The 23,078-nt window shown below is 63.2% G+C and carries 23 protein-coding genes and 1 pseudogene; 13 read left to right on the top strand and 11 right to left on the bottom strand.

The window, feature by feature from the left end:
• Positions 1-104 (top strand): annotated as a pseudogene (locus NKI85_RS25470) (IS481 family transposase); the annotation flags it as partial.
• On the opposite strand, the gene ccmB reads toward NKI85_RS25470, so the two are convergent.
• Positions 101-766, bottom strand: coding sequence for a heme exporter protein CcmB (gene ccmB, locus NKI85_RS25465; protein ID WP_352527953.1), 666 nt, complete (start codon positions 764-766; stop codon positions 101-103). The pseudogene NKI85_RS25470 and the gene ccmB overlap by 4 nt on opposite strands.
• Positions 767-1,010: 244 nt before the next feature.
• On the bottom strand, positions 1,011-1,619 hold the full coding sequence (ccmA, locus tag NKI85_RS25460; protein ID WP_352528095.1) for a heme ABC exporter ATP-binding protein CcmA: 609 nt from the start codon (positions 1,617-1,619) through the stop codon (positions 1,011-1,013).
• Between the two features lie 280 nt (positions 1,620-1,899).
• Here ccmA and acnA point away from each other — a divergent pair, with 280 nt between their 5' ends.
• Positions 1,900-4,590, top strand: coding sequence for an aconitate hydratase AcnA (gene acnA / locus NKI85_RS25455; protein WP_352778683.1), 2,691 nt, complete (start codon positions 1,900-1,902; stop codon positions 4,588-4,590).
• A gap of 54 nt (positions 4,591-4,644) precedes the next feature.
• Here acnA and NKI85_RS25450 read toward each other — a convergent pair whose 3' ends face one another.
• Complete coding sequence (locus NKI85_RS25450; RefSeq protein WP_352527957.1) at positions 4,645-5,319, bottom strand: ceramidase domain-containing protein; 675 nt, start codon at positions 5,317-5,319, stop codon at positions 4,645-4,647.
• 175 nt (positions 5,320-5,494) lie between these two features.
• Here NKI85_RS25450 and NKI85_RS25445 point away from each other — a divergent pair, with 175 nt between their 5' ends.
• Both NKI85_RS25445 and NKI85_RS25440 read left to right on the top strand, forming a co-directional pair.
• Positions 5,495-6,244, top strand: a complete 750-nt coding sequence (locus NKI85_RS25445) for a DUF1223 domain-containing protein (RefSeq protein WP_352527959.1) — start codon at positions 5,495-5,497, stop codon at positions 6,242-6,244.
• 653 nt (positions 6,245-6,897) lie between these two features.
• Complete coding sequence (locus tag NKI85_RS25440) at positions 6,898-7,284, top strand: DUF2794 domain-containing protein (RefSeq protein WP_352527961.1); 387 nt, start codon at positions 6,898-6,900, stop codon at positions 7,282-7,284.
• A gap of 4 nt (positions 7,285-7,288) precedes the next feature.
• On the opposite strand, the gene NKI85_RS25435 is transcribed toward NKI85_RS25440, so the two are convergent.
• The 4 genes from NKI85_RS25435 to NKI85_RS25420 form a co-directional block, all read right to left on the bottom strand.
• The gene (locus NKI85_RS25435) at positions 7,289-7,858 is read right to left on the bottom strand and encodes a GNAT family N-acetyltransferase (protein WP_352778680.1); all 570 of its coding nucleotides are present in this window, start codon (positions 7,856-7,858) and stop codon (positions 7,289-7,291) included.
• Between the two features lie 166 nt (positions 7,859-8,024).
• The gene (locus NKI85_RS25430) at positions 8,025-8,804 is read right to left on the bottom strand and encodes a Bax inhibitor-1/YccA family protein (RefSeq protein WP_352527965.1); all 780 of its coding nucleotides are present in this window, start codon (positions 8,802-8,804) and stop codon (positions 8,025-8,027) included.
• Between the two features lie 219 nt (positions 8,805-9,023).
• The gene (locus NKI85_RS25425; RefSeq protein WP_352778678.1) at positions 9,024-11,573 is read right to left on the bottom strand and encodes an ABC transporter permease; all 2,550 of its coding nucleotides are present in this window, start codon (positions 11,571-11,573) and stop codon (positions 9,024-9,026) included.
• Positions 11,573-12,283, bottom strand: coding sequence for an ABC transporter ATP-binding protein (locus tag NKI85_RS25420; RefSeq protein WP_352778677.1), 711 nt, complete (start codon positions 12,281-12,283; stop codon positions 11,573-11,575). Before NKI85_RS25420 ends, NKI85_RS25425 begins: the two co-directional genes overlap by 1 nt.
• A 106-nt stretch (positions 12,284-12,389) precedes the next feature.
• Between NKI85_RS25420 and NKI85_RS25415 the strand changes: the two genes are divergently transcribed.
• The 4 genes from NKI85_RS25415 (at position 12,390) to NKI85_RS25400 (ending at position 14,537) form a co-directional block, all read left to right on the top strand.
• Complete coding sequence (locus NKI85_RS25415; protein ID WP_352527971.1) at positions 12,390-13,034, top strand: arylesterase; 645 nt, start codon at positions 12,390-12,392, stop codon at positions 13,032-13,034.
• A 149-nt stretch (positions 13,035-13,183) separates the two neighbouring features.
• A complete protein-coding gene (thpR, locus tag NKI85_RS25410; RefSeq protein WP_352527972.1) occupies positions 13,184-13,780 on the top strand; it encodes an RNA 2',3'-cyclic phosphodiesterase in 597 nt (198 codons plus the stop codon).
• Positions 13,781-13,784: 4 nt separating this feature from the next.
• Positions 13,785-14,081, top strand: a complete 297-nt coding sequence (locus tag NKI85_RS25405) for a 4a-hydroxytetrahydrobiopterin dehydratase (protein WP_352527974.1) — start codon at positions 13,785-13,787, stop codon at positions 14,079-14,081.
• A 93-nt stretch (positions 14,082-14,174) separates the two neighbouring features.
• Positions 14,175-14,537 carry a YkvA family protein gene (locus tag NKI85_RS25400; RefSeq protein WP_352527976.1) on the top strand — a complete coding sequence of 121 codons (363 nt, stop codon included), beginning with the start codon at positions 14,175-14,177 and terminating at the stop codon, positions 14,535-14,537.
• A gap of 46 nt (positions 14,538-14,583) precedes the next feature.
• On the opposite strand, the gene NKI85_RS25395 is transcribed toward NKI85_RS25400, so the two are convergent.
• On the bottom strand, positions 14,584-15,192 hold the full coding sequence (locus tag NKI85_RS25395; protein WP_352778674.1) for a methyltransferase family protein: 609 nt from the start codon (positions 15,190-15,192) through the stop codon (positions 14,584-14,586).
• Between the two features lie 360 nt (positions 15,193-15,552).
• On the opposite strand from NKI85_RS25395, the gene NKI85_RS25390 reads away from it, so the two are divergent.
• The 3 genes from NKI85_RS25390 (at position 15,553) to NKI85_RS25380 (ending at position 17,931) form a co-directional block, all read left to right on the top strand.
• The gene (locus NKI85_RS25390) at positions 15,553-16,059 is read left to right on the top strand and encodes an invasion associated locus B family protein (RefSeq protein ID WP_023721899.1); all 507 of its coding nucleotides are present in this window, start codon (positions 15,553-15,555) and stop codon (positions 16,057-16,059) included.
• Positions 16,060-16,210: 151 nt separating this feature from the next.
• Positions 16,211-17,443, top strand: coding sequence for a dual-specificity RNA methyltransferase RlmN (gene rlmN, locus NKI85_RS25385; RefSeq protein WP_352778673.1), 1,233 nt, complete (start codon positions 16,211-16,213; stop codon positions 17,441-17,443).
• Positions 17,440-17,931, top strand: a complete 492-nt coding sequence (locus NKI85_RS25380; RefSeq protein ID WP_352778671.1) for a hypothetical protein — start codon at positions 17,440-17,442, stop codon at positions 17,929-17,931. Before rlmN ends, NKI85_RS25380 begins: the two co-directional genes overlap by 4 nt.
• Here the strand turns inward: NKI85_RS25380 and NKI85_RS25375 are convergent.
• Positions 17,903-18,544, bottom strand: a complete 642-nt coding sequence (locus NKI85_RS25375) for a LysE family translocator (protein WP_352527986.1) — start codon at positions 18,542-18,544, stop codon at positions 17,903-17,905. The genes NKI85_RS25380 and NKI85_RS25375 overlap by 29 nt on opposite strands.
• A gap of 191 nt (positions 18,545-18,735) precedes the next feature.
• On the opposite strand from NKI85_RS25375, the gene NKI85_RS25370 reads away from it, so the two are divergent.
• Complete coding sequence (locus NKI85_RS25370) at positions 18,736-19,959, top strand: argininosuccinate synthase (RefSeq protein WP_352778687.1); 1,224 nt, start codon at positions 18,736-18,738, stop codon at positions 19,957-19,959.
• Positions 19,960-20,185: 226 nt separating this feature from the next.
• Here the strand turns inward: NKI85_RS25370 and NKI85_RS25365 are convergent, their stop codons facing one another.
• Positions 20,186-20,416, bottom strand: coding sequence for a GIY-YIG nuclease family protein (locus tag NKI85_RS25365; RefSeq protein ID WP_352778669.1), 231 nt, complete (start codon positions 20,414-20,416; stop codon positions 20,186-20,188).
• Between the two features lie 419 nt (positions 20,417-20,835).
• Positions 20,836-21,636 carry a lytic murein transglycosylase gene (locus NKI85_RS25360; RefSeq protein ID WP_352778667.1) on the bottom strand — a complete coding sequence of 267 codons (801 nt, stop codon included), beginning with the start codon at positions 21,634-21,636 and terminating at the stop codon, positions 20,836-20,838.
• Between the two features lie 185 nt (positions 21,637-21,821).
• Between NKI85_RS25360 and NKI85_RS25355 the strand changes: the two genes are divergently transcribed.
• Positions 21,822-23,069 carry a flavin monoamine oxidase family protein gene (locus NKI85_RS25355; RefSeq protein WP_352778665.1) on the top strand — a complete coding sequence of 416 codons (1,248 nt, stop codon included), beginning with the start codon at positions 21,822-21,824 and terminating at the stop codon, positions 23,067-23,069.
• The last annotated feature ends 9 nt before the right edge of the window (positions 23,070-23,078 follow it).

Raw genomic sequence — 23,078 nt, 5'->3', positions numbered from 1 at the left:
TCAAGGGTCTCACACCCTATGAGTTCATCTGCAAAATTTGGGCAAAAGAGCCCGAACGGTTCCGACTCGATCCCACCCATCAAACGCCGGGACTAAACACCTAATCAGTCCCATGGCGCAGCGCCAGCGCCGCCGCCACCGGCCCGAGCACGGCGAGGAACAGGGTCAGCGCGGCAAGAATGACGAAAGGTTGCAGAAACGGATCGGGATCCGCCACCGCGCCATAGCTTGCCGATACGCCGAAGATCAGCACCGGAATGGTCAGCGGCAGCACCAGCACCGAGATCAGCAGCCCGCCGCGCGGCAACGCCACCGCTACCGCTGCACCGGCAGCACCGATGAAGGTGATCGCCGGCGTGCCGACCAGAAGCGTCAGCGCCGTGGCGCCGATGCCGACCGGCTCCATGTTCATGAACAGGCCGAGCAAGGGAGCGGCGATGACCAGCGGCAGCACGCTTCCCGCCCAATGCGCCAGGCATTTCATCAGCACGGTCAGGGCCAGCATGTGCCGGTCGTTGCCAAGCACCAGAAGATCGAGCGAGCCGTCCTCGCGGTCGGCTTGGAACAGCCGGTCGAGGCCGAGCAAGCAGGCAAGCAAGGCGGCGATCCACAGGATCGCCGGGCCGATGCGGGCCAGTAGCTTCAGGTCGGGACCGACGCCGAAGGGGATGGTCGCGATGACGGCGAGGAAGAAAATCACGCCGGTCAGCGCCCCGCCACCGGCGCGGACACTCAGGCGGATATCGCGCAGGAAGAGGGACCACATTACCATGCGGTCCCGATGCATGAGTGAAAGCCAAGCAAAGGATGGAGTTCCGTCGCGCCCCCCTCTGTCCTGCCCTCTTTGCCACCACTTGGCATCTCCCCCACAAGGGGGGAGATCGGCCGTCGCCAGGTCTTTCGCCAATCGCCAACGTCACAAGGATGGGTGGAGCGCCGAAGCTGCCAATCTCCCCCCTTGTGGGGGAGATGTCCGGCAGGACAGAGGGGGGCGCCGTGGAGCACCGACATCAAACGGTCTCCCCCATCACCAAAGCCTTTGCCCCGTCCAGCCCAAGCGGCAGATGCGTGGCTGCTACAACGATCCCTCCGCCCTCCAGATGCTTCCGCATCAGCATAGCGAATCGCTCCTCCGAAGCCTTGTCCAGCCCTGCCGTCGGCTCGTCGAGCAGCCACAATGGCCGATGGCTGACCAGCAGTTTTGCGATGGCGGCGCGGCGGCGTTGGCCGGTCGAGAGATAGCCGAACGGCAGATGGCCGATGCCGCCCAGGCCGACGGTTTCCAGCGCCTCTTCAACATCCGCAGAACCTGCGCCCGAAAAATCGCGCCAGAAGCGCATGTTTTCCGTAATGCTCAGCGCCGTCTTCATCGCGTTGAGATGGCCGAGATAGTGGCAGGCCGAGGCGACCGACGGAAAGTCTTCGTCACCGCTTTCGATCCGCACACGGCCTGCCGCCACCGGCAACAGTCCGGCGATGATCCTGAGCAGCGTCGATTTGCCGGCGCCGTTCGGCCCGGTGACGACCAGCGCCTGGCCTTCCCCCAGCGCGAATTCGATGCCGGAAAAGACCGTCTCGCCGCCGCGTTCGCCGCCCAGATTTTCGGCGATCAGCCGCATCCGTTCCCCTTCGCGAAAGTTCAAGCGCGGCTTCGGTGCACCGCAGCAAAAATGGCAATTCCGTGTCTAGAACTATTCCAGAAAATTCTCTATATCCGCATTATCCGTGCCAGCGGTCGGCACGGGAACCGAATTTGCGCCGAACCAGCGCGCGTGCCGCCTTGAACGGCCCGGACGCTTGGGAACGGATAGCGGAAATGGCCGTACCCGCACCTTTGCGCGTGATTTGCATGCCACTGGCGTCCGTTCCCTCCCGGCAACCGACAGTTAGGGATCGCACGTGTCCAAATCACTCGACAGCTTCAATTGCCGCCGCACGCTGACCGCCGGCGGCACCGAGTACATCTACTATGATCTTGTCGAGGCCGAAAAGAACGGCCTCGCCGGCATTGCCCAATTGCCCTATTCGATGAAGGTGCTGCTGGAGAATCTGCTGCGCAACGAGGACGGCCGTTCCGTCACCAAGGAGAGCATCCAGGCGGTCGCCGGCTGGCTGACCGACAGAGGCACCGCCGGCGTCGAGATCGCCTATCGCCCGGCCCGCGTGCTGATGCAGGACTTCACCGGCGTTCCGGCCGTGGTCGACCTCGCCGCCATGCGCGACGCCATGGCTTCGCTCGGCGGTGATCCGCAGAAGATCAATCCGCTGGTCCCGGTAGATCTGGTCATCGACCACTCGGTCATCGTCGATGAATTCGGCACACCGATGGCCTTCGCCCGCAATGTCGAGCTTGAATATCAGCGCAACGAGGAGCGCTACAAATTCTTGAAATGGGGTCAGCAGGCCTTCCGCAGTTTCCGCGTCGTGCCGCCCGGCACCGGCATCTGCCACCAGGTCAATCTCGAATATCTCGGCCAGGTGGTGTGGACCAATAGCGAGGACGGCGAGACCACCGCCTATCCCGATACCTGCGTCGGCACCGATTCGCACACCACCATGATCAACGGCCTTGGCGTGCTCGGCTGGGGCGTCGGCGGCATCGAGGCCGAGGCCGCGATGCTCGGCCAGCCCGTCTCCATGCTGTTGCCCGAAGTCATCGGCTTCCGCCTCACCGGCAGGCTGAAAGAAGGCGTCACCGCCACCGACCTCGTGCTCACCGTCACTCAGATGCTGCGCAAGAAGGGCGTCGTCGGCAAGTTCGTCGAATTCTTCGGTCCGGGCCTGTCCAACATGACGCTGGCCGACCGCGCCACCATCGGCAACATGGCGCCGGAATATGGCGCCACCTGCGGCTTCTTCCCGGTCGACAGCGAAACCATCCGCTACCTCACCATGTCCGGCCGCGACGAAGGCCGCATCGCGCTAGTCGAGGCTTATTCCAAGGCGCAAGGCCTATGGCGCGACGCCGGCTCGGCCGATCCCGTCTTCACCGACCTGCTTGAGCTCGATCTTGGCAGTGTCGTCCCGTCGATGGCCGGCCCCAAGCGGCCGGAAGGCCGGGTCGCGCTGGAAGGCATTCCGACCGGCTTCGCCAAGGCCATGGAGACCGAATACAAGAAGGCCGCCGAGATCGACAGGCGCTACGCCGTCGAGGGCACGGACTACGACCTTGGCCATGGCGATGTCGTCATTGCCGCCATCACCTCCTGCACCAACACCTCGAATCCCAGCGTGCTGATCGGCGCCGGGCTCCTGGCGCGCAACGCCAACCGGCTCGGCCTCAAGCAGAAACCCTGGGTCAAGACCTCGCTGGCGCCGGGCAGCCAGGTCGTCGCCGAATATCTCGAGAAATCCGGCCTGCAGAAGGAGCTCGACCAGATCGGCTTCAACCTGGTCGGCTTCGGCTGCACCACCTGTATCGGCAATTCCGGTCCGCTGCCGGCGCCGATCTCGAAGGTCATCAACGACAAAGGTCTGATTGCTGCCGCGGTGCTTTCCGGCAACCGCAATTTCGAAGGCCGTGTCTCGCCCGACGTGCAGGCAAACTACCTCGCCTCGCCGCCGCTGGTCGTTGCCCATGCGCTGGCCGGAACCGTGACCAAGGATCTGACCACCGAGCCGCTCGGCGAGGATCGCAACGGCAATCCGGTCTATCTCAAGGATATCTGGCCGAGTTCCGTCGAGATCCAGGAATTCATCGAGAAGAACGTCACGCGCGAATTGTTCGCCCGCAAATATGCCGACGTCTTCAAGGGCGACGAATACTGGCAAAACGTCAAGGCGCCGGTGGGCCAGACCTATGCCTGGGACGACAATTCGACCTATGTGCAGAACCCGCCCTATTTCGCCGGCATGACGTCGGGCTTCGGCCGGATCGGCGATATCAAGGGCGCGCGCGTGCTCGGCCTGTTCGGCGACAAGATCACCACCGACCACATTTCGCCGGCCGGTTCGATCAAGGCGGCCTCGCCGGCCGGCAAGTATCTCACCGAGCACGGCGTCGGCGTCGCCGATTTCAACCAGTACGGCACGCGGCGCGGCAACCATGAAGTGATGATGCGCGGCACCTTCGCCAACATCCGTATCCGCAACCATATGCTGGGCGAGAACGGCCGTGAGGGTGGCTACACAATCCATTACCCGTCGAAGGAAGAGGAATCGATCTACGACGCCGCCATGCACTATAAGAAGGAAGGCGTGCCGCTGGTCATCTTCGCCGGCGTCGAATACGGCAACGGCTCGTCGCGCGACTGGGCGGCCAAGGGCACCAATTTGCTGGGCGTCCGCGCCGTCATCGCCCAGTCCTTCGAACGCATCCACCGCTCCAACCTGGTCGGCATGGGCGTCATCCCCTTCGTCTTCGAGGAAGGCACCTCGTGGGCGTCGCTCAACCTCAAGGGCGACGAACTGGTCGAGATCGACGGACTGAGCAGCATCAAGCCGCGGCAGAAGATGATCGCCAGGATCACCTATGGCGACGGCAGCGTGAAAGAGGTTCCGATCATCTGCCGCATCGATACGCTGGACGAGCTCGACTACTTCAAGAACGGCGGCATCCTGCAATACGTGCTGCGCGACCTGGCAGCCTAGATCCCGCCAGCTGTCGGAAAGTGCCGAACCGCCGGAGCCAAGCTCCGGCGGTTTCTATTTATACGCGGCTTTAGGCGCACCAAACCGCGCTGTTGCCGCCAATAGCACGCCGAGCATCAGCCCGTTGAGAATGTGCCACAGGAAATGCGTGCCGAGCGGGAAGCTGCCGCAGACCAGCGGATCGATCATCCGGCAGATGACCGACACCGCGAAGATCGCCGAACCGGCCAGATTGTACCAGCCGGCGCGATTGCCGCTGGCCGCGACCATGGCGCCGAAGAAGGCGAGCGCCAGAAATGGCGGCAGATAGCCGGTCGTCCCGTTCGACGCTTGCCGCAGCCAGTCCGGCACGGCAAAGGTCACCAGCCCGGCAACGGCGTAAAAGGCGACGAAGATGACGATCGCCTTGCCCCATTTCATGCCGAGAAAACGTCGCAGATTGAACAGCGTGTAGGCCAGCGTGAACCCTGCAATCGGCAGCACGTCGGCCAGGATCATTCCCCTTGTGGCAAAGGTGTGGAACAGCGACGAGCCGACGCCGATCGCCACCACCCACCAGGCCAGCACTTCGGCGAAGGCACCGGTGCCGCGCTTGCGCACCTGCCAGACACCCCACAGCCCGGCGGCAAAAAAAGCCAGATTGCTCAGCGCATTGAGCGGTTCGGCCCAGAATTCCGGCCCCGTCCGTTCGCAATAGAGGTCGACCGGCGCCAGGAGAGATTGCCACATGCTGATTGCCGCCCGAATCGCTTCTATCGTGAAGTGCAACTCCACCTATTGCGCCCTTGCCAGCGGTTGCAACGGCAAAGTTTCACCGCAACGTGACTTCCCGTTGACTGCCGCTTCTGCCACATATTTCGACAATCAGAACAAAGCCGGCATCACCGGCGGGATCGGAACGGCGATGTCATCTCGAAGACCATTGCGGCTTGCGGCCCTTGCGCTGGCCATCTCGGCGTTTGCCGGAAGTGCCTTTGCCGAGCAAACCGACAAGCCATTAGGCGTCGTCGAGCTCTTCACCAGCCAGGGATGTAATTCCTGTCCGCCGGCCGACGAATTCTTCGCCGAGCTCGCCGCCAAGGAGAACATCGTCGCGCTCGCTTATCATGTCGACTATTGGGATTACCTCGGCTGGCAGGACACGCTGAGCCGCAAGGAAAATACCGAGCGGCAATATGAGTATATGCGCGCCTTCGGCAGCCGTTCCGTCTACACCCCGCAAGCCGTCATAAACGGCCGCAGCCATGTCAACGGCGCCAGCCGCAAGGAAGTCGACGGCGCGCTGGCCCGCATGGAGAGGGTCGGCGAAGGCATGCGGGTCGGCATCAAGGTCAGCCGGACCAGCGATCGCGTCATGATCGATGCCGGCGACGCCGTGACCGGCCCCGCCGACGCGCATGTCGTGATCGTCTATTTCAACCCGCCGCAGACGATAAAGATCGGCAAGGGTGAAAACAACGGCCGCAGCATGACCTACTGGAACGCCGTTTCCAGCATCCAGACCGCCGGCATGTGGCACGGCAAGGCGCAGCGCTACGAACTGCCAATGAGCGAGATCGCCAAGAAGGGCGGCTGCGCCGTGCTGCTGCAGTCGGTCGGCAAGGACGGCTTGCCCGGGCCGATCCTGGGCGCAGCCTTTATCCGCAAGCCTTGAACTGAACGTCGCGCCGCCCCTCATCCGCCTGCCGGCACCTTCTCCCCGTATAGCGACGGGGAGAAGGGACTGGCCGCAATCTTGGCGCCCATTCTACAACGTTGGCAGTTGGCGAAACCATTCCATGATGGCGTCTTTCTCCCCGTCACTATACGGGGAGAAATGCCCGGCAGGGCAATGAGGGGCGGCGCCGACCGACGTTGTTAAATGACGACATCAAGTGAAGCAGTCGACGCACCCGGCAGCGCGACACGTTGGGAACCGATCCAGCCCTCCAATAAAAAACCGGCGTCAGCTTGCTTCTGACGCCGGTCATTTAGGTTTTGGGATCGTCGCACCCGATTTCTCCAAGGAAAAACCGAGGTTGGTTCGATCCGACGCAGACCCGTGGGCGGGGGGCTTGGGGTTTACGAGCCGGTGCCGGACCGAACCGTCTCAGGCAACGCCGGTAAATTCGTCGGACATTGGGGCATGAGCACGGATAAAAAAAGGCAGGATTGTGGCAAAGCATCACCAATTCCAACAGGCGTTTCGCAAACGTGACTGGACGCTGCAGAAACGGCGCGGCGCTGCCCTTGCCCGGCCGGGCCTTGCAATTCGGCGACGAAAGCGCCAACTTTGGTCGGCGTATGATTCATTGCGAGGATCCAGGCATGACTGATCGCAGCAGCGGGACGGAGGATGGGGACGCATCCGCAATATTGATCCCGCTGCACGAGGCAAGACGCGAACGCCTCGACCAGCCGGTGCGGTTCGACCGGCGCGAACTGGACCAGATCCTCAGGCTCTATGGCCGTATGGTCGCCGCCAATGAATGGCGCGACTATGCGATCGATCACCTCGCCGACCGCGCCGTTTTTTCCGTCTTCCGCCGCACCAGTGAAGTGCCGCTTTTCCAGATCGTCAAGGATCCGAAGCTGGCGCGCCGGCAAGGCGCGTTCGCCGTCATTGCCGCCGGCGGGCGCATCCTCAAGCGCGGCCAGGAACTCGGCCGGGTGCTCGGCGTGTTCGACCGAACGCTGACGCTGGTCGACGCGTAGCCCCTTATTTTTGTTTGCGGAACTTCCGCTCGGGCAGCGATTGCGGATCGGGCGGGATCGACGCCCCGCCATTGATCGGCAACTGCATGAACACTGTGTCCAGCCAGCGTCCGTGCTTGTAGCCGGAGCCTTCCAGGCGGCCGGCATCGCGAAAGCCGAGTTTCTCATGCAGCCGCACTGAGGCGCTGTCGGGCCGGCCGTCGCCGATCACCGCGATGATTTGGCGAAAACCCGCCGCCTTGGCCGCCTCGATCAGCCCCTGCATCAGCTTGAGCCCGACGCCCTGCCCCTTGGCGTCGGGCGCGACATAGACGGAATCCTCGACGACGAAGCGATACGCCGGGCGCGGCCGGAAGGCCCCGGCATAGGCGTAGCCGAGCACGGCGCCGGCCTTCTCCGCCACCAGATAGGGAAAGCCGCCGGCCATCAGAGTGTCGAAGCGCATGCCCATCTCGGCGCGGCTCGGCGGTTCGAGTTCGTAGCTCGCCCTGCCGTTTATCACCGCGTCGGCATAGATTTCGGTGATCCGGTCGAGGTCGGCCGGTGTCGCGGCGCGTATCGTGATGCTGCTCATAATTTATGCACGTCAACCATCTGCCGGCCATTTCATCAAAGACCGGGGCAAAAGAAAAGGGCGGCCGTTGGGCCGCCCTTCCAAACTCGCTGGTCCAGTCAGACCATGATCCCGAAAAGTGGAAATCGGTTTTCGGAAAAGATCATGGTCAACAAAGAACGCCGTATTAGCGACGGTCGCCCATAAACTGCAGCAGGAACATGAACAGGTTGATGAAGTCGAGATAGAGCCTCAGTGCGCCCATGATCGCCTTGCGGCCGGCGACATCAGTCTCGTCGCCCTCGAAATACATCTCCTTGATGTTCTGCGTGTCGTAGGCGGTGAGGCCTGCGAAGATCAGCACGCCGACCGCCGAAACGGCGAAGGAAAGCGCCGACGACTGCAGGAAGATGTTGATCACCATCGCGATGATCAGACCGACCAGGCCCATGACCAGGAACGAACCGAATGCGGAAAGGTCGCGCTTGGTCGTGTAGCCGTAGAGCGACAGCCCGCCAAAGGCGGCGGCGGTGGCGAAGAAGGTCTGCGAGATACTGGCGGTGGTGTAGACCAGGAAGATTGACGACAGAGACAGACCGACGAGCCCGGCATAGACCCAGAACGTCGTCTGCGCTGCCGAAACGCTCATCGACTGAACACGGAACGACAGGAACATCACCGCTGCCAGCGGGGCAAAGATCACCAGCCATTTCAGCGGCGAGCCAAAGATCGCGTAGCCGAAGGAGGTCAGCATCTCGCCGCTTGGCAATGTCGCGACGGCCGAGGCCGGATCGCTGGTGGTGGCCAGCATGATTGTGCCGACTGCGGCAAGGCCGGTGATGAGAAGACCAAGCCCCATCAGATTGTAGACCTTGATCATGTAGGCGCGCAGGCCCTGGTCGATGGCAGCATCGACGCCGGCGCCGGGCACGGCGCGCGTCTGATAATTGCGAACGGGATCAGCCATGGAAATCCTCATATTGCTTCTGCCCCGTCCGGTGTCAGGTCCATTTGAACCCAGGCGCCGCTGGCGGGGCTCCAGCATGCCTGCGCCGAAATATGATGGTTCTTGGCGTAAAGGACAAGACCGTAACCGGACGTAATGCTCCGTGAAGTGCCGGAGATCCGGTTTTATTGGCCTTCCCGGCCGAAACATTAACGAGATTTAATCAAAACCGGCTCTCGCTCAAAGATTTCGCAGCACCGGTGCCGCCTTGTGACCGAGCACCCGCCACGTGCCGGCAAGGCCGATGCCGACCGTGACCACCAGCGAAAAGCCGATGGTCGCCACCGCTACCTCGGGCATGAAATGCGATGGCAGCGTCATAATGCGCGCAACGACGAACCATGCAGCCACACCGCCCGCCGCCAGCGCAAAGATCGCCGTGGCAAGGCCGATCAGCATATATTCCAGCGAAAAGGCCGCGATCAGCGTTTTCCTGGTCGCACCCAGCGTCTTCAGCACTACCGCGTCGTGGATGCGGGCACGGTTGCCGGCGGCAAGCGCCCCGGCCAGCACCAGCACCGAGGCGATCAGCGCCACGCCCGCCGCCGCCCTGATCGCGGTGCCGAGCTGTGCCACGAGCCGGTTGACGACGTCGAGCGCGTCCTTGACCCTGACTGTCGTCACCGCGGGAAAGGCCCGGGTAACGGCGTTGAGAAGACGGGCATCGTCGGCTGCCGACGCGTCTTTCTCGGTCAGCGTCGCCAACCAGCCATGCGGCGCCCCGGCGAATGTGCTGGGCGAAAACACCATGACGAAATTGATGCCCATGGTTTCCCATTCGACCTGGCGGAAATTGGCGATCTTCGCCGTGATGTTGCGGCCGAGCACGTTGACGGTGATGGTATCGCCGAGCTTCAGCCCGATCTCTTTGCCTTCTTCGGCGGAAAACGAGACCAGCGGCTCGCCGGCATAGTTCTCCGGCCACCAGCTGCCCTCGATCAGCGTCGCATTCTCCGGCAGCTTTGCGTCATAGGTCAGGCCGCGATCGCCGCGCAGCACCCAGGCGCCCTCGGCCGGAACCTTGACCTTATCGACATCGACGCCGTTGAGCGCCATCACCCGGCCGCGCAGCATCGGCACCTTGATCAGCCTACCCTGCGGCGCTTCTTTGCCGATCAGCGCGGAGAAAGCATCGACGTCGCCGCTCTGGATATCGACGAAGAAGAAGTTCGGCGCCCGCTCCGGCAGGCTGCCGGAAATCTGCCGCCTCAGATTGCCGTCGATCAGCGCCAGCGTCACCAGGAGCGTCAGCCCGAGGCCAAGCGACAGCACCACGGATGGCGTCAAGGCGCCAGGCCGATGGATGTTGCCGATGGCGAGCCTGAGCGCCGTTGAACGCACGCGCGGGCTTTTCTTCGCCGCCCACTGCACCAGCGTACCGACGACACGCAGCACCAGGAACGACAAAACCGTGGCGCCGACGAAGATCGAGGCGATGCGGCGGTCACCGGAAAACAGGACCGCCAGCGCCGCCAGCAGCAGCGCGATGCCGAATGCCGCGGCGATATAGATCGGGCGGGGAAAACCGCGGCCCTCAAAACCCATTTCGCGAAACAGCGCAGTCGCCGGCACGTCGCGGGCACGACCGAGCGGCAGCAAGGCGAAAGCCAGCGTCACCAGCAGCCCGAACAGTGCTGCCATGCCGAGCGCGCCGGGATAGAACCCACCTTCTGCCGGCACCGGAATGACCGACTGGAGTGCCGCGCTCGCCGCGAACGGCATCAGCGCGCCAAGCACAAGGCCCAGCGCGATGCCGAGGGCGGCGATCATCAGGATCTGCACCAGGTAGACGGCAAAGACGAACCCGCCCGAAGCCCCCAGGCTCTTGAAGGTAGCGATGACGCCGCGCTTGCCGTCGAGATAGGCACGTACCGCATTGGCCACACCGACGCCACCGACCACCAGCGCCGTCAGCCCGACCAGCGTCAGGAATTGCGAGAACCGCTCGATGTTCGAGGACAGCGCCGGCGCCGCGTTGCTGCGCGTGCGGATCGACCAGCCGGCCTGCGGAAATTGTTTTGCAGCCTGCTCCTGGATCGCCTTGATCTGTGCCTCGCCGGTGCCATTGGGCAGGCGGACCTTGAAGGCGTTCTCGACCAGGCTGCCCGGCTGGATCAGACCGGAAGCGGCAAGCCCGTCGGTCGACACCATCAGCCGCGGTGCAAAGCCGAAGCCGTCCGACACCGCATCCGGCTCGTTGACCAGCCTGGCGCGCAGTTCGAACGTCGCACTGCCCAGTTTCAGCCGGTCGCCGATGCGAAGGTTCAGCCGCTCGAACAAAAGGTCTGGCGCAGCGGCGCCGAAGACGCCGGATTTTTCGCCGAACAAATCCTCTCTCGACAGCACCGGCTCGGTCTCCAGCGCGCCATAGAGCGGATAGGCGCCGTCGACCGCCTTGGCCTCGACCAGCGCCTGGTCGGAACCGTCCTCGAGCCTGGCCATCGAACGCATGTTGGCGCTGTGCGAAACCGTGCCCAGCCGGTCGATGAAGCTGCGTTCGGCTCTGGTCGCGTCGCGCTGGTTGAGCTGGAAGCGCAGATCGCCGCCGAGCAGCGTCTGGCCCTGGTTGGCAACACCGGCGGAAATCGCCTGCGCCACCGAATTGACGCCGCCGATTGCCGCGACGCCGAGCGCGATACAGGCAAGGAAAATCAGGAAGCCGGACAGCCCGCCGCGCATTTCGCGCAGCGAAAACCGGAAGGCGAGCCTCAGCGTTTGCGACAGCGGCATCAGGCTGTCACCTTGCCGGCCTTGGAAGCCGGCTCGGGCGCGTCCTCGATCCGTCCCGACCGCATCGACACCTGGCGCGAGCAGCGCGCCGCGAGCACCGGGTCATGCGTGACTAGCACCAGCGTCATGCCGCGTTCGGCCGCCTTGGCGAACAGCAGGTCGGCGACGTGCCGACCCGTCGCCTGGTCGAGATTGCCGGTCGGCTCGTCGGCGATTAGGATGCGCGGCGACGGCGCCAGCGCCCGGGCGATCGCCACGCGCTGTTGCTCGCCGCCAGACAATTCGCCGGGATAATGGGTGACGCGATCGCTGAGACCGACCGCCGCCAGCTCGCGCGCCGCCATACCGAACGGATCGGCATGGCCGGCAAGCTCCAGCGGGACGGCGACGTTTTCCAGCGCCGTCATGTTGGGGATGAGATGGAAAGACTGGAAGACGATGCCGATATTTCGTCCCCGAAACGATGCGATCCGGTCTTCGCTTTTGCCGTTGAGCAGCTCGCCGGCAATTCGTACCGTTCCCGAATCGACCCTTTCAAGCCCTGCCAAAACCATCAGCAATGTCGACTTTCCCGAACCTGAAGGTCCAACGATCCCTGTCGCTTCGCCGCTCGCTACATCGAGGCTGACGCCCTTCAGCACATGGACCGAGGATGCACCTTCGCCGAGCGTCAGCGATACGTCTTTCAGCGAAATGACGGCTTCTTCCAAAATCAAATCGTCCTATATGGGGAGTGAGGGCTAGAGCATCCGATGCTCGACAAAGACGGAACCTGCCTTCGCCAACAGATGTTCCTGGTCATATGGGGCCTGCCGCATGGCTTTCAAACACACCTTTGCCGCAGCCTTCGCCCTTTTCCTTGCGATTTTCGGCGCCATTTCGTCGGCGCGCGCCGAGCCCTTCACCATCGTCGGCTTCGGCGATAGCCTGATGGCGGGTTTTGGCCTCGGGCCAGGCCAGGGCTTCACCGACAGGCTGCAGGCGGTGCTTCGCGCCAAGGGCTACGATGTCACGGTCGCTAATGCCGGCGTCTCCGGCGATACGACGAGCGGCGGCCTGTCGCGGCTCGACTGGTCGGTGCCGGACGGCACGCAGCTGGTCATCCTGGAGCTCGGTGCCAACGACATGCTGCGCGGCGTTTCGCCCGCCATTGCGGAGAAGAACCTGGACGCCATGCTGGCAAAACTGAAGCAGCGCAAGATCGCCGTGTTGGTGGCCGGCATGCGCGCGGCGCCCAATCTCGGCGCCGATTACCAGAACGCCTTCGACGCGATCTTTCCGAGACTGGCTGAAAAATACGACGTGCCGCTCTATCCTTTCTTTCTCGAAGGCATTGCCGGCCAATCCGTCCTGCAGCTCGAGGACGGCCTTCATCCAAACGCCCGAGGCGTCGACCGCATCGTCGAGGGTATCCTGCCTGGCGTGGAGAAAGCCATCGATGCGGTACGGGGCAGTTCCTGAGGCAAGGCCCTTGCTGAGGCAGGACCCGGCCGCGACACATTCCGCAAGGGAAGCTTTTAGGCAGGCCTGCGACCAACAAACCCCTTGCCCCGTTTGAATATCGATGATTCGCTAGGGCAAGAGTTCGATTCGAGGACAGGAGGCTTCCCATGCCGCGTCTTTTTACCGCCCTCGAAATACCGCGTGATGCCGCTCTTTCGCTGTCGCTGCTCAGGGGCGGCCTGCCCGGAGCCCGCTGGATCGACGTCGAGAATTACCATTTGACGTTGCGCTTCATCGGCGATGTCGAAGGCCACGTCGCCGACGAGATCGCCAACGCGCTTGACCGTGTTCATCGCCCCTCCTTCCCGCTGACGCTGTCCGGCGTCGGCGCCTTCGGCCAGAAGAAGCCGCACGCGGTGTGGGCCGGGGTCGCGGCTTCGCCCGATCTTTCCGCACTGCAGGCCGAAATCGAGCGCATCTGCCAGCGGCTCGGCATCCCGGCCGACCCGCGCAAGTTCATGCCGCATGTGACCTTGGCCCGACTGCGCAGTTCGAGCCCGCTCGACGTTGCCCAGTACCTGTCGGCGCGCGGCAATTTTTCGACGCTGCCGTTCCGGGTCGGCCGCTTCGTGCTGATGTCGTCGCGCGACTCGGTCGGCGGCGGGCCCTACATCGTCGAGGAAGCGTGGCCGCTTTCGGGTGCCGACAGCCGGGCCGCCAGCCGTTTGGTCGACGCCCCCGACGCTTCGCGGATCATGCGGTAGACGGATGGCCAGGGAAAAACTTGCAAAAGAGGCGATCAGCGCCGAACTTGCCGGCCTCGACGGCTGGTCGCTGGCCAAGGATGGTGGTTCGATCAGCCGCACCTTCACCTTCAAGAATTTCTCCGAAGCCTTCGCGTTCATGACCCGCGTCGCCCTGGCGGCGGAGAAGATGGACCACCATCCCGACTGGTCGAACGTCTACAAGACGGTAAACGTGACCCTCAACACGCATGACGCCGGCGGCCTGACCGCGCTGGATTTCGAACTGGCCAGAAAGATGAACCGCTATTTCGGCGGCTGACACCTGCCAGCACCTTGCAGCCGGGTTCGGCTTTCACCACATTTTGCATTGCCGTCGTGCGTGAAGCCACGCGGCGGCGGCAAGGAGAGGTTGATGGCGCAAAAATCCGGTTTTGATTTCTTCGGCCTCGGCAGCAAGCCGGGCAATGAGAGCGAAGTGCGCGAAAAGTTCTGGCGCACGGCGAAGAAGGCTGCCCGGCAGATCCCGTTCATGGAAGAGGTGGTCGCCGCCTATTACTGCGCCATGGACAAGAAGACGCCGCTGCGCGCCAAGGGCACATTGCTGGCTGCGCTCGGCTATTTCGTGCTGCCGACGGACGTCATCCCCGATTTCATCTTTGGGCTTGGCTTCACCGACGACATCGCGGTGCTGACCGCCGCGATCACAACCGTCAGCGCCCACATCACGCCCGCACACCGGCTCGCTGCCAAACAGGCGATCGCCGACAAGAGCTGAGCTGGTGCGGCGCAAAAAATGGCGCGAGAACCGACTTTTCCGGCCGTCAAACCCACCGCCGCACCCGCGCCTTGTAGGCGCGATAGGCATCTCCGAACTTCCGCTCGAGATAGCGCTCTTCCGGCGCGATGATGCCGGTATTGATCACCCACAGCAGCGGGACCACGAGCGCAATAGCCCAAAGACTTCCGGCCGCGACGCCGAGGCCCAGATAGACGAGGGTCGCTCCCAGATAGAACGGGTTCCTGGTCCGCCGATAGATGCCGTCGACGACCAGCGCCGTCGTCGGCAAGGTCGGTGGTATGTTGGTGCCAGCGGCCTGAAAGCGGCCCGCCGCCATAAAGATGAACACGAAGCCGCACACCGCGAGCACGGCGCCGGCCAGATAACGGGCGAGCGCCTGCCCGGCCATGACCGGGAGCGGAACGAGCACCTCGAGGACGGCTGCCGCCACCAGGAAGCAGAGAAAGATCAAAGGCGGCAGCGCAATGACCCCAGCCACGTCGGGCGCGCCCGATCCGCCCGCCGCCTCCCTGGCATCCGACCGGGGCACCGCGCCACCGGCCACCGTCCGCATGGCGACACGAATGCCGAACACAATCGCCAGGACGGCTGTGCCGCCCGCCAGGATCAGGACTGTCTCGGAAATGGCCATGGCCAAATCTCCCGTAGTCGCCAAGGAGGGGTCCCTGGCCGAGCGCCGTGGAGGCGAACGTAGACATGATACCGTCTGGAGGAAAATTCGTCACGTACCTCAGAAAAGCCGGGATGGCTGCAAGACCTAGCTGCTTGAAAAGTCAAACTCTTGCCGTTTTCGTGGCCTCCAAGTCGCGGCAGGGACATTGCGACAGCCGCTTTTTCGAGCGGCAGCGCGAAGACGGCGGCGGTTTCTGGCGTGAACATCCTTTTGTCAGGGAAAATTCACCGTTTGGTAACCCAGATTAAATCAAAATGAAGCGACGGGCAGGACGCCGAGCCGGCCTGCCGCCGCACCAGTTGGAATACGGGAAAAGCGATGCGCGGATTGATTGCTATAGTTTCCAGCCTGGCCCTGGTGGCCTTGACGGCACCTGCGCTGGCGCAGTCGGCAACCAAGATCGGCCAGCACAATGCCTGGGGCACCTACAGCTACCAGGCATCGGGCGGCGGCAAGGTCTGCTATGTCTTGACCGTGCCGACCGACAAGCAGCCGCCGACGCTCGATCATGGCGACATGTTCTTCTTCGTCAGCCAGCGGCCGGGGCAGCAGGTGTCCTACGAGCCGCAATTCATCGCCGGCTATACCTTCCAGGAAGGTTCCAAGGCCACCGTCACCATCGACAAGAAGTCTTTTTCCATGTTCACGCGCGGCAAGTCGGCCTGGGTCGAGAACGCCGCCGAGGAGCCGGTGCTGATCGCCGCGATGAAGACCGGCACCGACATGAAGGTGTCGGCCAAGTCCGGCCGCGGCAACACCACCACCTACGTTTTTTCGCTGAAGGGCATTTCGGCGGCGCTGGCGTCCATCGCCAAGTGCAAATAGCCGGCGGTTAGGTGCGGTCTTCCCTTCTCCCCTTGTGGGAGAAGGACAGGGCTGCCCCAGCATGACTCCGTCCCTAAGCTGTGCTATGCGCCGCGCTTCATTTCGGGCACGATGCTGTAATCGGCCGCAAATCGCTTATATTGGCGCAACAATGACCCTTTCATTCGATCTTACCGCCGAAGGCGCCCGTGACGCGTTGCGCGCCCGCGCCGCGCCCGAAAAGCCGTCGCTGATCGGCTTGACGCGCGCCGAACTCGGTGCCGCCCTCGTCGCCGCCGGCATCGTGCCGGAGCGCCAGGCAAAAATGCGCGCCCAGCAGCTCTGGCATTGGATCTATGTGCGCGGCGTTTCCAATTTTGCCGGCATGTTCAACATTTCCAAGGATCTGCGCGCCGAGCTCGACAAGCATTTCACCGTTGCCAGACCCGAGATCGTCGAGGAGCAGATTTCCTCCGACGGCACGCGCAAATGGCTGTTCCGCTTTCCGCCGCGCGGCGCCGGCCGGCCGGTCGAGATCGAGACAGTATATATCCCGGAAGAGGGCCGCGGCACGCTCTGCATCTCCTCGCAGGTCGGCTGCACGCTGACCTGCTCCTTCTGCCACACCGGCACGCAGAAGCTGGTGCGCAATCTGACCGCCGAGGAAATCCTCGCCCAGCTTTTGACCGCCCGCGACCGGCTCGGCGATTTCCCCGACCGCGATACGCCCGACGGCGCCATCGTTCCGGCCGAGGGCCGCAAAGTGTCCAATGTCGTCATGATGGGCATGGGCGAGCCGCTCTACAATTTCGAGGCGGTGAAGAAGGCGCTGCTGATCGCTTCCGACGGCGACGGGCTTTCCCTGTCGAAGAGGCGCATCACCTTGTCGACCTCGGGCGTCGTGCCGGAGATCTTCCGCACCGGCGAGGAGATCGGCGTCATGCTGGCGATCTCGCTGCACGCCACCAATGACGATCTGCGCGACCTTTTGGTGCCGATCAACAAGAAGTATCCGCTGAAGGAGCTGATCGCTGCCTGCCGCGCCTATCCCGGTCTGTCCAACGCCAAGCGGATCACCTTCGAATATGTGATGCTGAAGGACGTCAACGATTCGATCGAGGACGCCAAGGGGCTGATCAAGCTGCTCAAGGGCATCCCGGCCAAGATCAATTTGATCCCGTTCAATCCGTGGCCTGGCACCAACTATCAGTGCTCGGACTGGGAGACGATCGAGAAATTCGCCGACTACATCAACAATGCCGGCTACGCCTCGCCGATCCGCACGCCGCGCGGCCGCGACATCCTCGCCGCCTGCGGCCAGCTCAAGTCGGACTCCGAGCGCATGCGCAAGGTCGACCGGCTGGCGCTGGAAGCGATGATGATCGCGGGGCACGGCGAGGCGTGAATCGCGTCGTCGCCTATCTGATTCGCTTCGCCGTCATCCTTGTCGGCTACATCGTCGCCTCGCTGGCCGCCAGCGCCTTCCTCAACATCATGTTCCTCGCGTCGCTCGGCTACACGCCAGAGCAGGCGCAGCCGGCGGCGACTGCCTCGCTGTATTTCTCGATCCCCTTCGTCGCGCTGTTCGTCGCCTATTTCGCCTTCATGCCGGCGGCCATCGCCATCCTCGTCTCCGAAATCCTCGGCCGACGCGACTGGCTGTTCTATGCGCTGGCGGGCGCGGCGGTGGCGGCGGTCTTCCTCGGCTTCGTCCACCAGACGGCCGACGCCAATTTCGAGGTTACCAACACAAGCGTCATGCTGGCGGTGATCGGCTGCGGCATGGTCGGTGGCATTTTCTACTGGCTGAGCGCCGGGCGCTCGGCCGGAAGCTGGCGCCAAGCCGGAAAGTCCGGGAATGCGCCTATTTCGCCTGGGCCGTCAGGATCTTGAGCGCGAAGGCCGAAAACACCCCGGCAAACAGATAGTCGACGACACGCGTCACGCGCGGGCTGGCCTTCATCGCCGCCGAGAATTTTTCCGCCGCCAGCACCATCGGCGCCGTCACCGGGATCGACAGCACGACGAACATCGCGCCGAGGAAGAACAGTTTTCCCGGCGCGTCGGGATCGTGCGCGGAGACAAACTGCGGCAGGAAGGTCATGAAGAACAGGATGATCTTCGGGTTGAGCAGGTTGACGCCGAGCCCCGCGGCCCAGCTGCGAACCAGCGAAATCTTCGGCCCGCTCTTCTTCTCCGGCGAAAACGCCGACCCTTTTGTGATCGCCTGCCAGGCCAGGAAGACCAGATAGCCGGCACCGAAAATCTTCAGCACGAAGAACGCCATCGGCGAGGCCACGATCAGCGCCGAGACGCCGACCACCACCAACGTGGTGTGGATCAGCGTGCCGCACAATGCGCCGGCCATCGAGGCAAAGCCGGTGGCGCGGCCCTGGCTCAGCGTGCGCGACACGAACAGCGTCATGTCCGGTCCAGGCGTGATCGCCAGGATCACCGTGGCGATGGCGAACTGGATCAGGGTTGCATTGTCGGGAATAAAGGACATGAGCGAGCTCTGGGCAGTAAGACGCGCAGCCTATAGCGCAGGCGCCTTGCCGGCGCCAGCTTCTGGTCGCCACAGCGTCTGGTCCAGTGCCTGCGGCGACCAGGCGCCTGTTCCTCCCTTGCGCTAGCTGGAAACGCCGTGATACTCGCCCGCGAAGCCCACCGCGTGGAACCGCCCAAATGTCCCAAAACATGTCGAAAGCAAAAGCCGTCAAGAAGGTCGTGCTCGCCTATTCCGGCGGCCTCGACACCTCCATCATCCTGAAATGGCTGCAGACCGAGCTCGGCGCCGAGGTCGTCACCTTCACCGCCGATCTCGGCCAGGGCGGCGAATTGGAGCCGGCGCGGCGCAAGGCCGAGATGATGGGCATCAAGGACATCCGCATCGTCGATGTGCGCGAGGAGTTCGTTGCCGACTTCGTCTTCCCGATGTTCCGCGCCAATGCCGTGTATGAAGGCACCTATCTGCTCGGCACCTCGATCGCCCGGCCGCTGATCTCGAAACATCTTGTCGAGATCGCCAGGGAGACCGGCGCCGACGCGATCGCGCATGGCGCCACCGGCAAGGGTAACGACCAGGTGCGTTTCGAACTTTCGGCCTATGCGCTGAACCCCGACATCAAGGTCATCGCGCCATGGCGCGACTGGTCGTTCAAGTCGCGCACCGATCTCATCAACTTCGCCGAGCAGCACCAGATCCCGGTGCCGAAGGACAAAAAGGGCGATGCACCGTTCTCGGTCGACGCCAACCTGCTGCATTCGTCTTCCGAGGGCAAGGTGCTGGAAGACCCATGGAGCGAGCCACCGGAATTCGTCCACCAGCGCACCATCTCGCCGATGGATGCACCGGATGAGGTCACCGAGGTCGAGATCGAATTCCTGAAGGGCGACCCGGTTGCGCTCAATGGCAAAAAACTGTCGCCGGCGACGATGCTGGCAGCGCTGAACGATCTCGGCCGCGATAACGGCATCGGCCGGCTCGACTTGGTCGAGAACCGCTTCGTCGGCATGAAATCGCGCGGCGTCTACGAGACCCCCGGCGGCACCATCCTGATATCAGCCCACCGGGCGATCGAATCGATCACGCTCGACCGGGGAGCTGCCCACCTCAAGGACGAGTTCATGCCGCGCTATGCCGAGCTGATCTACAACGGCTTCTGGTTCGCGCCCGAGCGGCTGATGCTGCAGGCGATGATCGACAAGAGCCAGGAAGATGTCGAAGGCACGGTGCGGCTGAAGCTCTACAAGGGCAACGTCATGGTCACCGGCCGCAAGTCGAAGAGGACGCTCTATTCCGATGCGCTGGTCACGTTCGAGGACGACCGCGGCGCCTACGACCAGAAGGACGCCGAAGGTTTCATCCGCCTGAACGCGCTCCGGCTGAGGACGCTGGCGGCGCGTAATCGTAGAAAATAGCTAGTAGTACTGTTGCAGCGTAATTTTTGCCGGCAAATCGCAACCTTTGAGATTAGCCGAAGCATCCCTCCCCTTCGTCATCCCAGGGCGGGGCAAGGAGCGGAGCGACGCGGCGCAGACCCTGGGATCCATGCCGTTACCGCGCGGCAGGGCTCCAGCGGACCGGAGTCTACCACCCCGTTCCGCGAAAAAGCTCAAACCACTCTGGATTGGTTTTCTCGATCAGCTAGATCTTCCACTGCCGCGGCCAGCGCTTCAGCGACTTCTCGCGCTGAATGGCGTCACGAATGTCGAAATGTTCCTCGTACCAGACCAGACGCTGCACGCCGTAGCGGCTGGTGAAGCGCGAGCCTTGGCTGGATTTATGCTCTGGAACGCGGCGGCCGAGATCATTGGTGACGCCGATGTAGACGGTGCCGCGCTTCTGGCTCGCGGTCATGTAGGCATAGCCGGTCATGGTGGAAGGGTAGCTGGCGCTGTTGCGGATACAAGCGCCGTTCTGAACCGCTGCATTCTTCGGCTGACGTCACGGCATGGATCCTCGGGTCTCCGCTACGTCGCTTCGCTCCTGCTCCGCCCGAGGATGACGAAGGCATAGTGGCTAAGGCCAATCACGGATGTCGCAGATTGGCAGTTGTCTTCCAGACATAGCGGATTGCGGCTGATGGCGACCGCAACCTTCGAGATTTGCCGAATCCTCCCTCCTTCGTCATCCTCGGGCGAAGCAGGAGCGAAGCGACGTAGCGGAGACCCGAGGATCCATGCCGTACCCCAGCGGCCGTGCACCGGCGGGATTCAATCTGGCCGCGAAATACTCTAGACATCAGCAAAAAAGCCCGGCGCATGGCCGGGCTTTCTATCGAACAGAGATTTCTATCAGTCAGCATCGATCGCCGTGGCGATGCGGACGATGGCCTGCTGATAGACGCTCGCGGAATTCCAGCCGGCAATTGCGCCGATATTCGATTGCGCGCTCGCGCCGGCCTGCCAACCATGACCCTTGAGGAAGTTGGCGGTGGAAGCCAACGCCGTGGCCTTGTCGCGCAGATTTTTGTTGCCGACTCCATAGCTCAAAACATTTCCGGGCAGGAACTGGGTGTGGCCAATCTCGCCATGCGCGGCACCGACCGACGAGGCGCTCAACGCTCCGCGATCAACCAGCTTCAGGGCCGCAATGGCATGCGGGTAGAAGAACCCTGGACGGCGGCAATCATAGGCCAGCGTTAAAATGGCAGAGACCGTATTCTGGTTGCCCATGGCGGAACCGAAGCCGGTCTCCATACCCCAGATGGCGAGCAACACGCCCGGGGATACGCCGTAGGTCCGTTCGATCTTGTCGAACAGCGCCGCATTCGCCTTCTTCAGCGCACGGCCCCTGGCAATGATCGCGGACGCGCCACGGCGCTTCATGAAAGCTTCCACCGAGCCGCTGAAAGCCTTATGGATGGCCCGGTCGACGGCGATCGTCTTTGTTGCGTAGGTTGCGCGATCCAGAGCGGCTAGACCCTTCGAGCCTACACCGTCGGCCCTCGCCTCCGCGGCAAACTCCGGCTTCCACGCATCGAAGCCGGCGCTGTTTTTGCCACAGCTGGCCGCCGCCTGCGCGCCCGTCGCCAACGCAAGCACCGCCACCACCGTAGCCGTTACAAACATCTTCCCCTTGGCAAGAAATGCCATGCTGCTCTCCTGATTGCCTGAATCACGTTCCCAATTGCGAACTTGCCAGCGAAACACCTGCTTGTCACTGTCCCGGCGCTGCGCCGATGCACTCAATACAGCAGGAACTTCAAATCCACCACACTGGCGGATGCCCGGGAATTTGCCTACGATCAAGTAATTATTGTGGCGGGGACAGAACAAGCATGGAAGACGTTGATGTCGTGATCATCGGCGCCGGCTCGGCTGGACTTTCGGCTGCCAAGACCCTGCGTGCCGCCGGTTTTTCCTTCAAATTGTTAGAAGCGATGAACCGCATCGGCGGCCGCGCCTGGACCAGCGACCAGCATTTCGGCGTGCCGTTCGACATCGGCTGCGCCTGGCTGCATGCCGCAGACCGCAATCCCTACTTTCCCGAGGCGAAAGCCGCCGCCTGGACACTTCATCACCACGACATGAATGTCGATCATCTCTACTACCGCGAGCGAAAGGCAAGCGAAGCCGAAGAGGCCGCGATGAAGGTGGCCGACACAAGGCTGTTCGAACTGGTGGCGGCGCATCAGGTGAGGGAAGGTGACGATGACCGTCTGTCGGCATTGCTCGCCAAGGGACACGCGCCGCGCGCCGCCGCAACCTTCGCCGGGCCGATGGATTTCGGCGCCGACGAGGACGAGATATCGATCCGCGACTTTCAGGCCGCCGCCGATCTCGATCCGAACTATTTCACCAAGGAAGGCTTCGGTACGCTGGTTGCCCGCTTCGGCGCCGATGTGCCGGTGGAACTGTCGACGCCGGTGCGCAAGATCCTCTGGGATGTGCCCGGCGTCGCCTGTGTGACGGACCGCGGCACCATCCGCGCCAAGGCGGTCATCGTCACCGCCTCGCCGGCAGTGCTCGCCTTCGAGGAGATTGCGTTCTCGCCGGTACTCCCCGATGCGCATTTCGCCGCCTTCTTCGACCTGCCGATGGGCATGCTGACCAAGCTGCCGGTCGAAATATCCGGCACAAGGCTCGGCTTGGAGCCGTTCGACGATTTGCTGATCGAGCGGCTGGCCCGGCACGACATCTACTTCCTTTGCTTTCCCTTCGACCTCGATCTGATGGTCGGTTTCGTCGGCGGCGATTTCGCCTGGGAGATGTCGGCGGCGGGCGAGGCGGCCGGCATCGACTTCGTCGTCGACCGGCTCTGCGGCATCTTTGGCGGCGACGTGCGAAAACATGTCGGACGCGGGATGATGACCAATTGGGGCGCAGAGCGGTTCGTGCGCGGCGCCTACGCGACGGCGCGACCCGGCCGTTCGCAGGCGCGCGCCACGCTGATGCAGCCGGTGGCGGAAAAGATCTTCTTCGCCGGCGAGCATTTGGCCGGTCCGCTGATGCAGACTTGCGGCGGCGCCAGACTATCGGGCGAGGCAGTGGCCAGGGAGGTGGTCACACTCCTTGCGGCAAAATAGCGTCAACCG

It is taken from the genome of Mesorhizobium sp. M0571 (genome assembly GCF_040320985.1).
GTDB lineage: Bacteria > Pseudomonadota > Alphaproteobacteria > Rhizobiales > Rhizobiaceae > Mesorhizobium.
This window is presented reverse-complemented; position numbering and strand designations above follow the sequence as displayed.

What these genes read in the sequence shown, in the direction of transcription:
- ccmB (WP_352527953.1), bottom strand. Translation starts at nt 766, where the DNA reads ATGTGGTCCCTCTTCCTGCGCGATATCCGCCTGAGTGTCCGCGCCGGT.
- ccmA (WP_352528095.1), bottom strand. Translation starts at nt 1,619, where the DNA reads ATGCGGCTGATCGCCGAAAATCTGGGCGGCGAACGCGGCGGCGAGACG.
- NKI85_RS25450 (WP_352527957.1), bottom strand. Translation starts at nt 5,319, where the DNA reads ATGTGGCAATCTCTCCTGGCGCCGGTCGACCTCTATTGCGAACGGACG.
- NKI85_RS25445 (WP_352527959.1), top strand. Translation starts at nt 5,495, where the DNA reads ATGTCATCTCGAAGACCATTGCGGCTTGCGGCCCTTGCGCTGGCCATC.
- NKI85_RS25440 (WP_352527961.1), top strand. Translation starts at nt 6,898, where the DNA reads ATGACTGATCGCAGCAGCGGGACGGAGGATGGGGACGCATCCGCAATA.
- NKI85_RS25435 (WP_352778680.1), bottom strand. Translation starts at nt 7,858, where the DNA reads ATGAGCAGCATCACGATACGCGCCGCGACACCGGCCGACCTCGACCGG.
- NKI85_RS25430 (WP_352527965.1), bottom strand. Translation starts at nt 8,804, where the DNA reads ATGGCTGATCCCGTTCGCAATTATCAGACGCGCGCCGTGCCCGGCGCC.
- NKI85_RS25425 (WP_352778678.1), bottom strand. Translation starts at nt 11,573, where the DNA reads ATGCCGCTGTCGCAAACGCTGAGGCTCGCCTTCCGGTTTTCGCTGCGC.
- NKI85_RS25415 (WP_352527971.1), top strand. Translation starts at nt 12,390, where the DNA reads ATGGCTTTCAAACACACCTTTGCCGCAGCCTTCGCCCTTTTCCTTGCG.
- thpR (WP_352527972.1), top strand. Translation starts at nt 13,184, where the DNA reads ATGCCGCGTCTTTTTACCGCCCTCGAAATACCGCGTGATGCCGCTCTT.
- NKI85_RS25405 (WP_352527974.1), top strand. Translation starts at nt 13,785, where the DNA reads ATGGCCAGGGAAAAACTTGCAAAAGAGGCGATCAGCGCCGAACTTGCC.
- NKI85_RS25400 (WP_352527976.1), top strand. Translation starts at nt 14,175, where the DNA reads ATGGCGCAAAAATCCGGTTTTGATTTCTTCGGCCTCGGCAGCAAGCCG.
- NKI85_RS25395 (WP_352778674.1), bottom strand. Translation starts at nt 15,192, where the DNA reads ATGGCCATTTCCGAGACAGTCCTGATCCTGGCGGGCGGCACAGCCGTC.
- NKI85_RS25390 (WP_023721899.1), top strand. Translation starts at nt 15,553, where the DNA reads ATGCGCGGATTGATTGCTATAGTTTCCAGCCTGGCCCTGGTGGCCTTG.
- rlmN (WP_352778673.1), top strand. Translation starts at nt 16,211, where the DNA reads ATGACCCTTTCATTCGATCTTACCGCCGAAGGCGCCCGTGACGCGTTG.
- NKI85_RS25375 (WP_352527986.1), bottom strand. Translation starts at nt 18,544, where the DNA reads ATGTCCTTTATTCCCGACAATGCAACCCTGATCCAGTTCGCCATCGCC.
- NKI85_RS25370 (WP_352778687.1), top strand. Translation starts at nt 18,736, where the DNA reads ATGTCGAAAGCAAAAGCCGTCAAGAAGGTCGTGCTCGCCTATTCCGGC.
- NKI85_RS25365 (WP_352778669.1), bottom strand. Translation starts at nt 20,416, where the DNA reads ATGACCGGCTATGCCTACATGACCGCGAGCCAGAAGCGCGGCACCGTC.
- NKI85_RS25360 (WP_352778667.1), bottom strand. Translation starts at nt 21,636, where the DNA reads ATGGCATTTCTTGCCAAGGGGAAGATGTTTGTAACGGCTACGGTGGTG.
- NKI85_RS25355 (WP_352778665.1), top strand. Translation starts at nt 21,822, where the DNA reads ATGGAAGACGTTGATGTCGTGATCATCGGCGCCGGCTCGGCTGGACTT.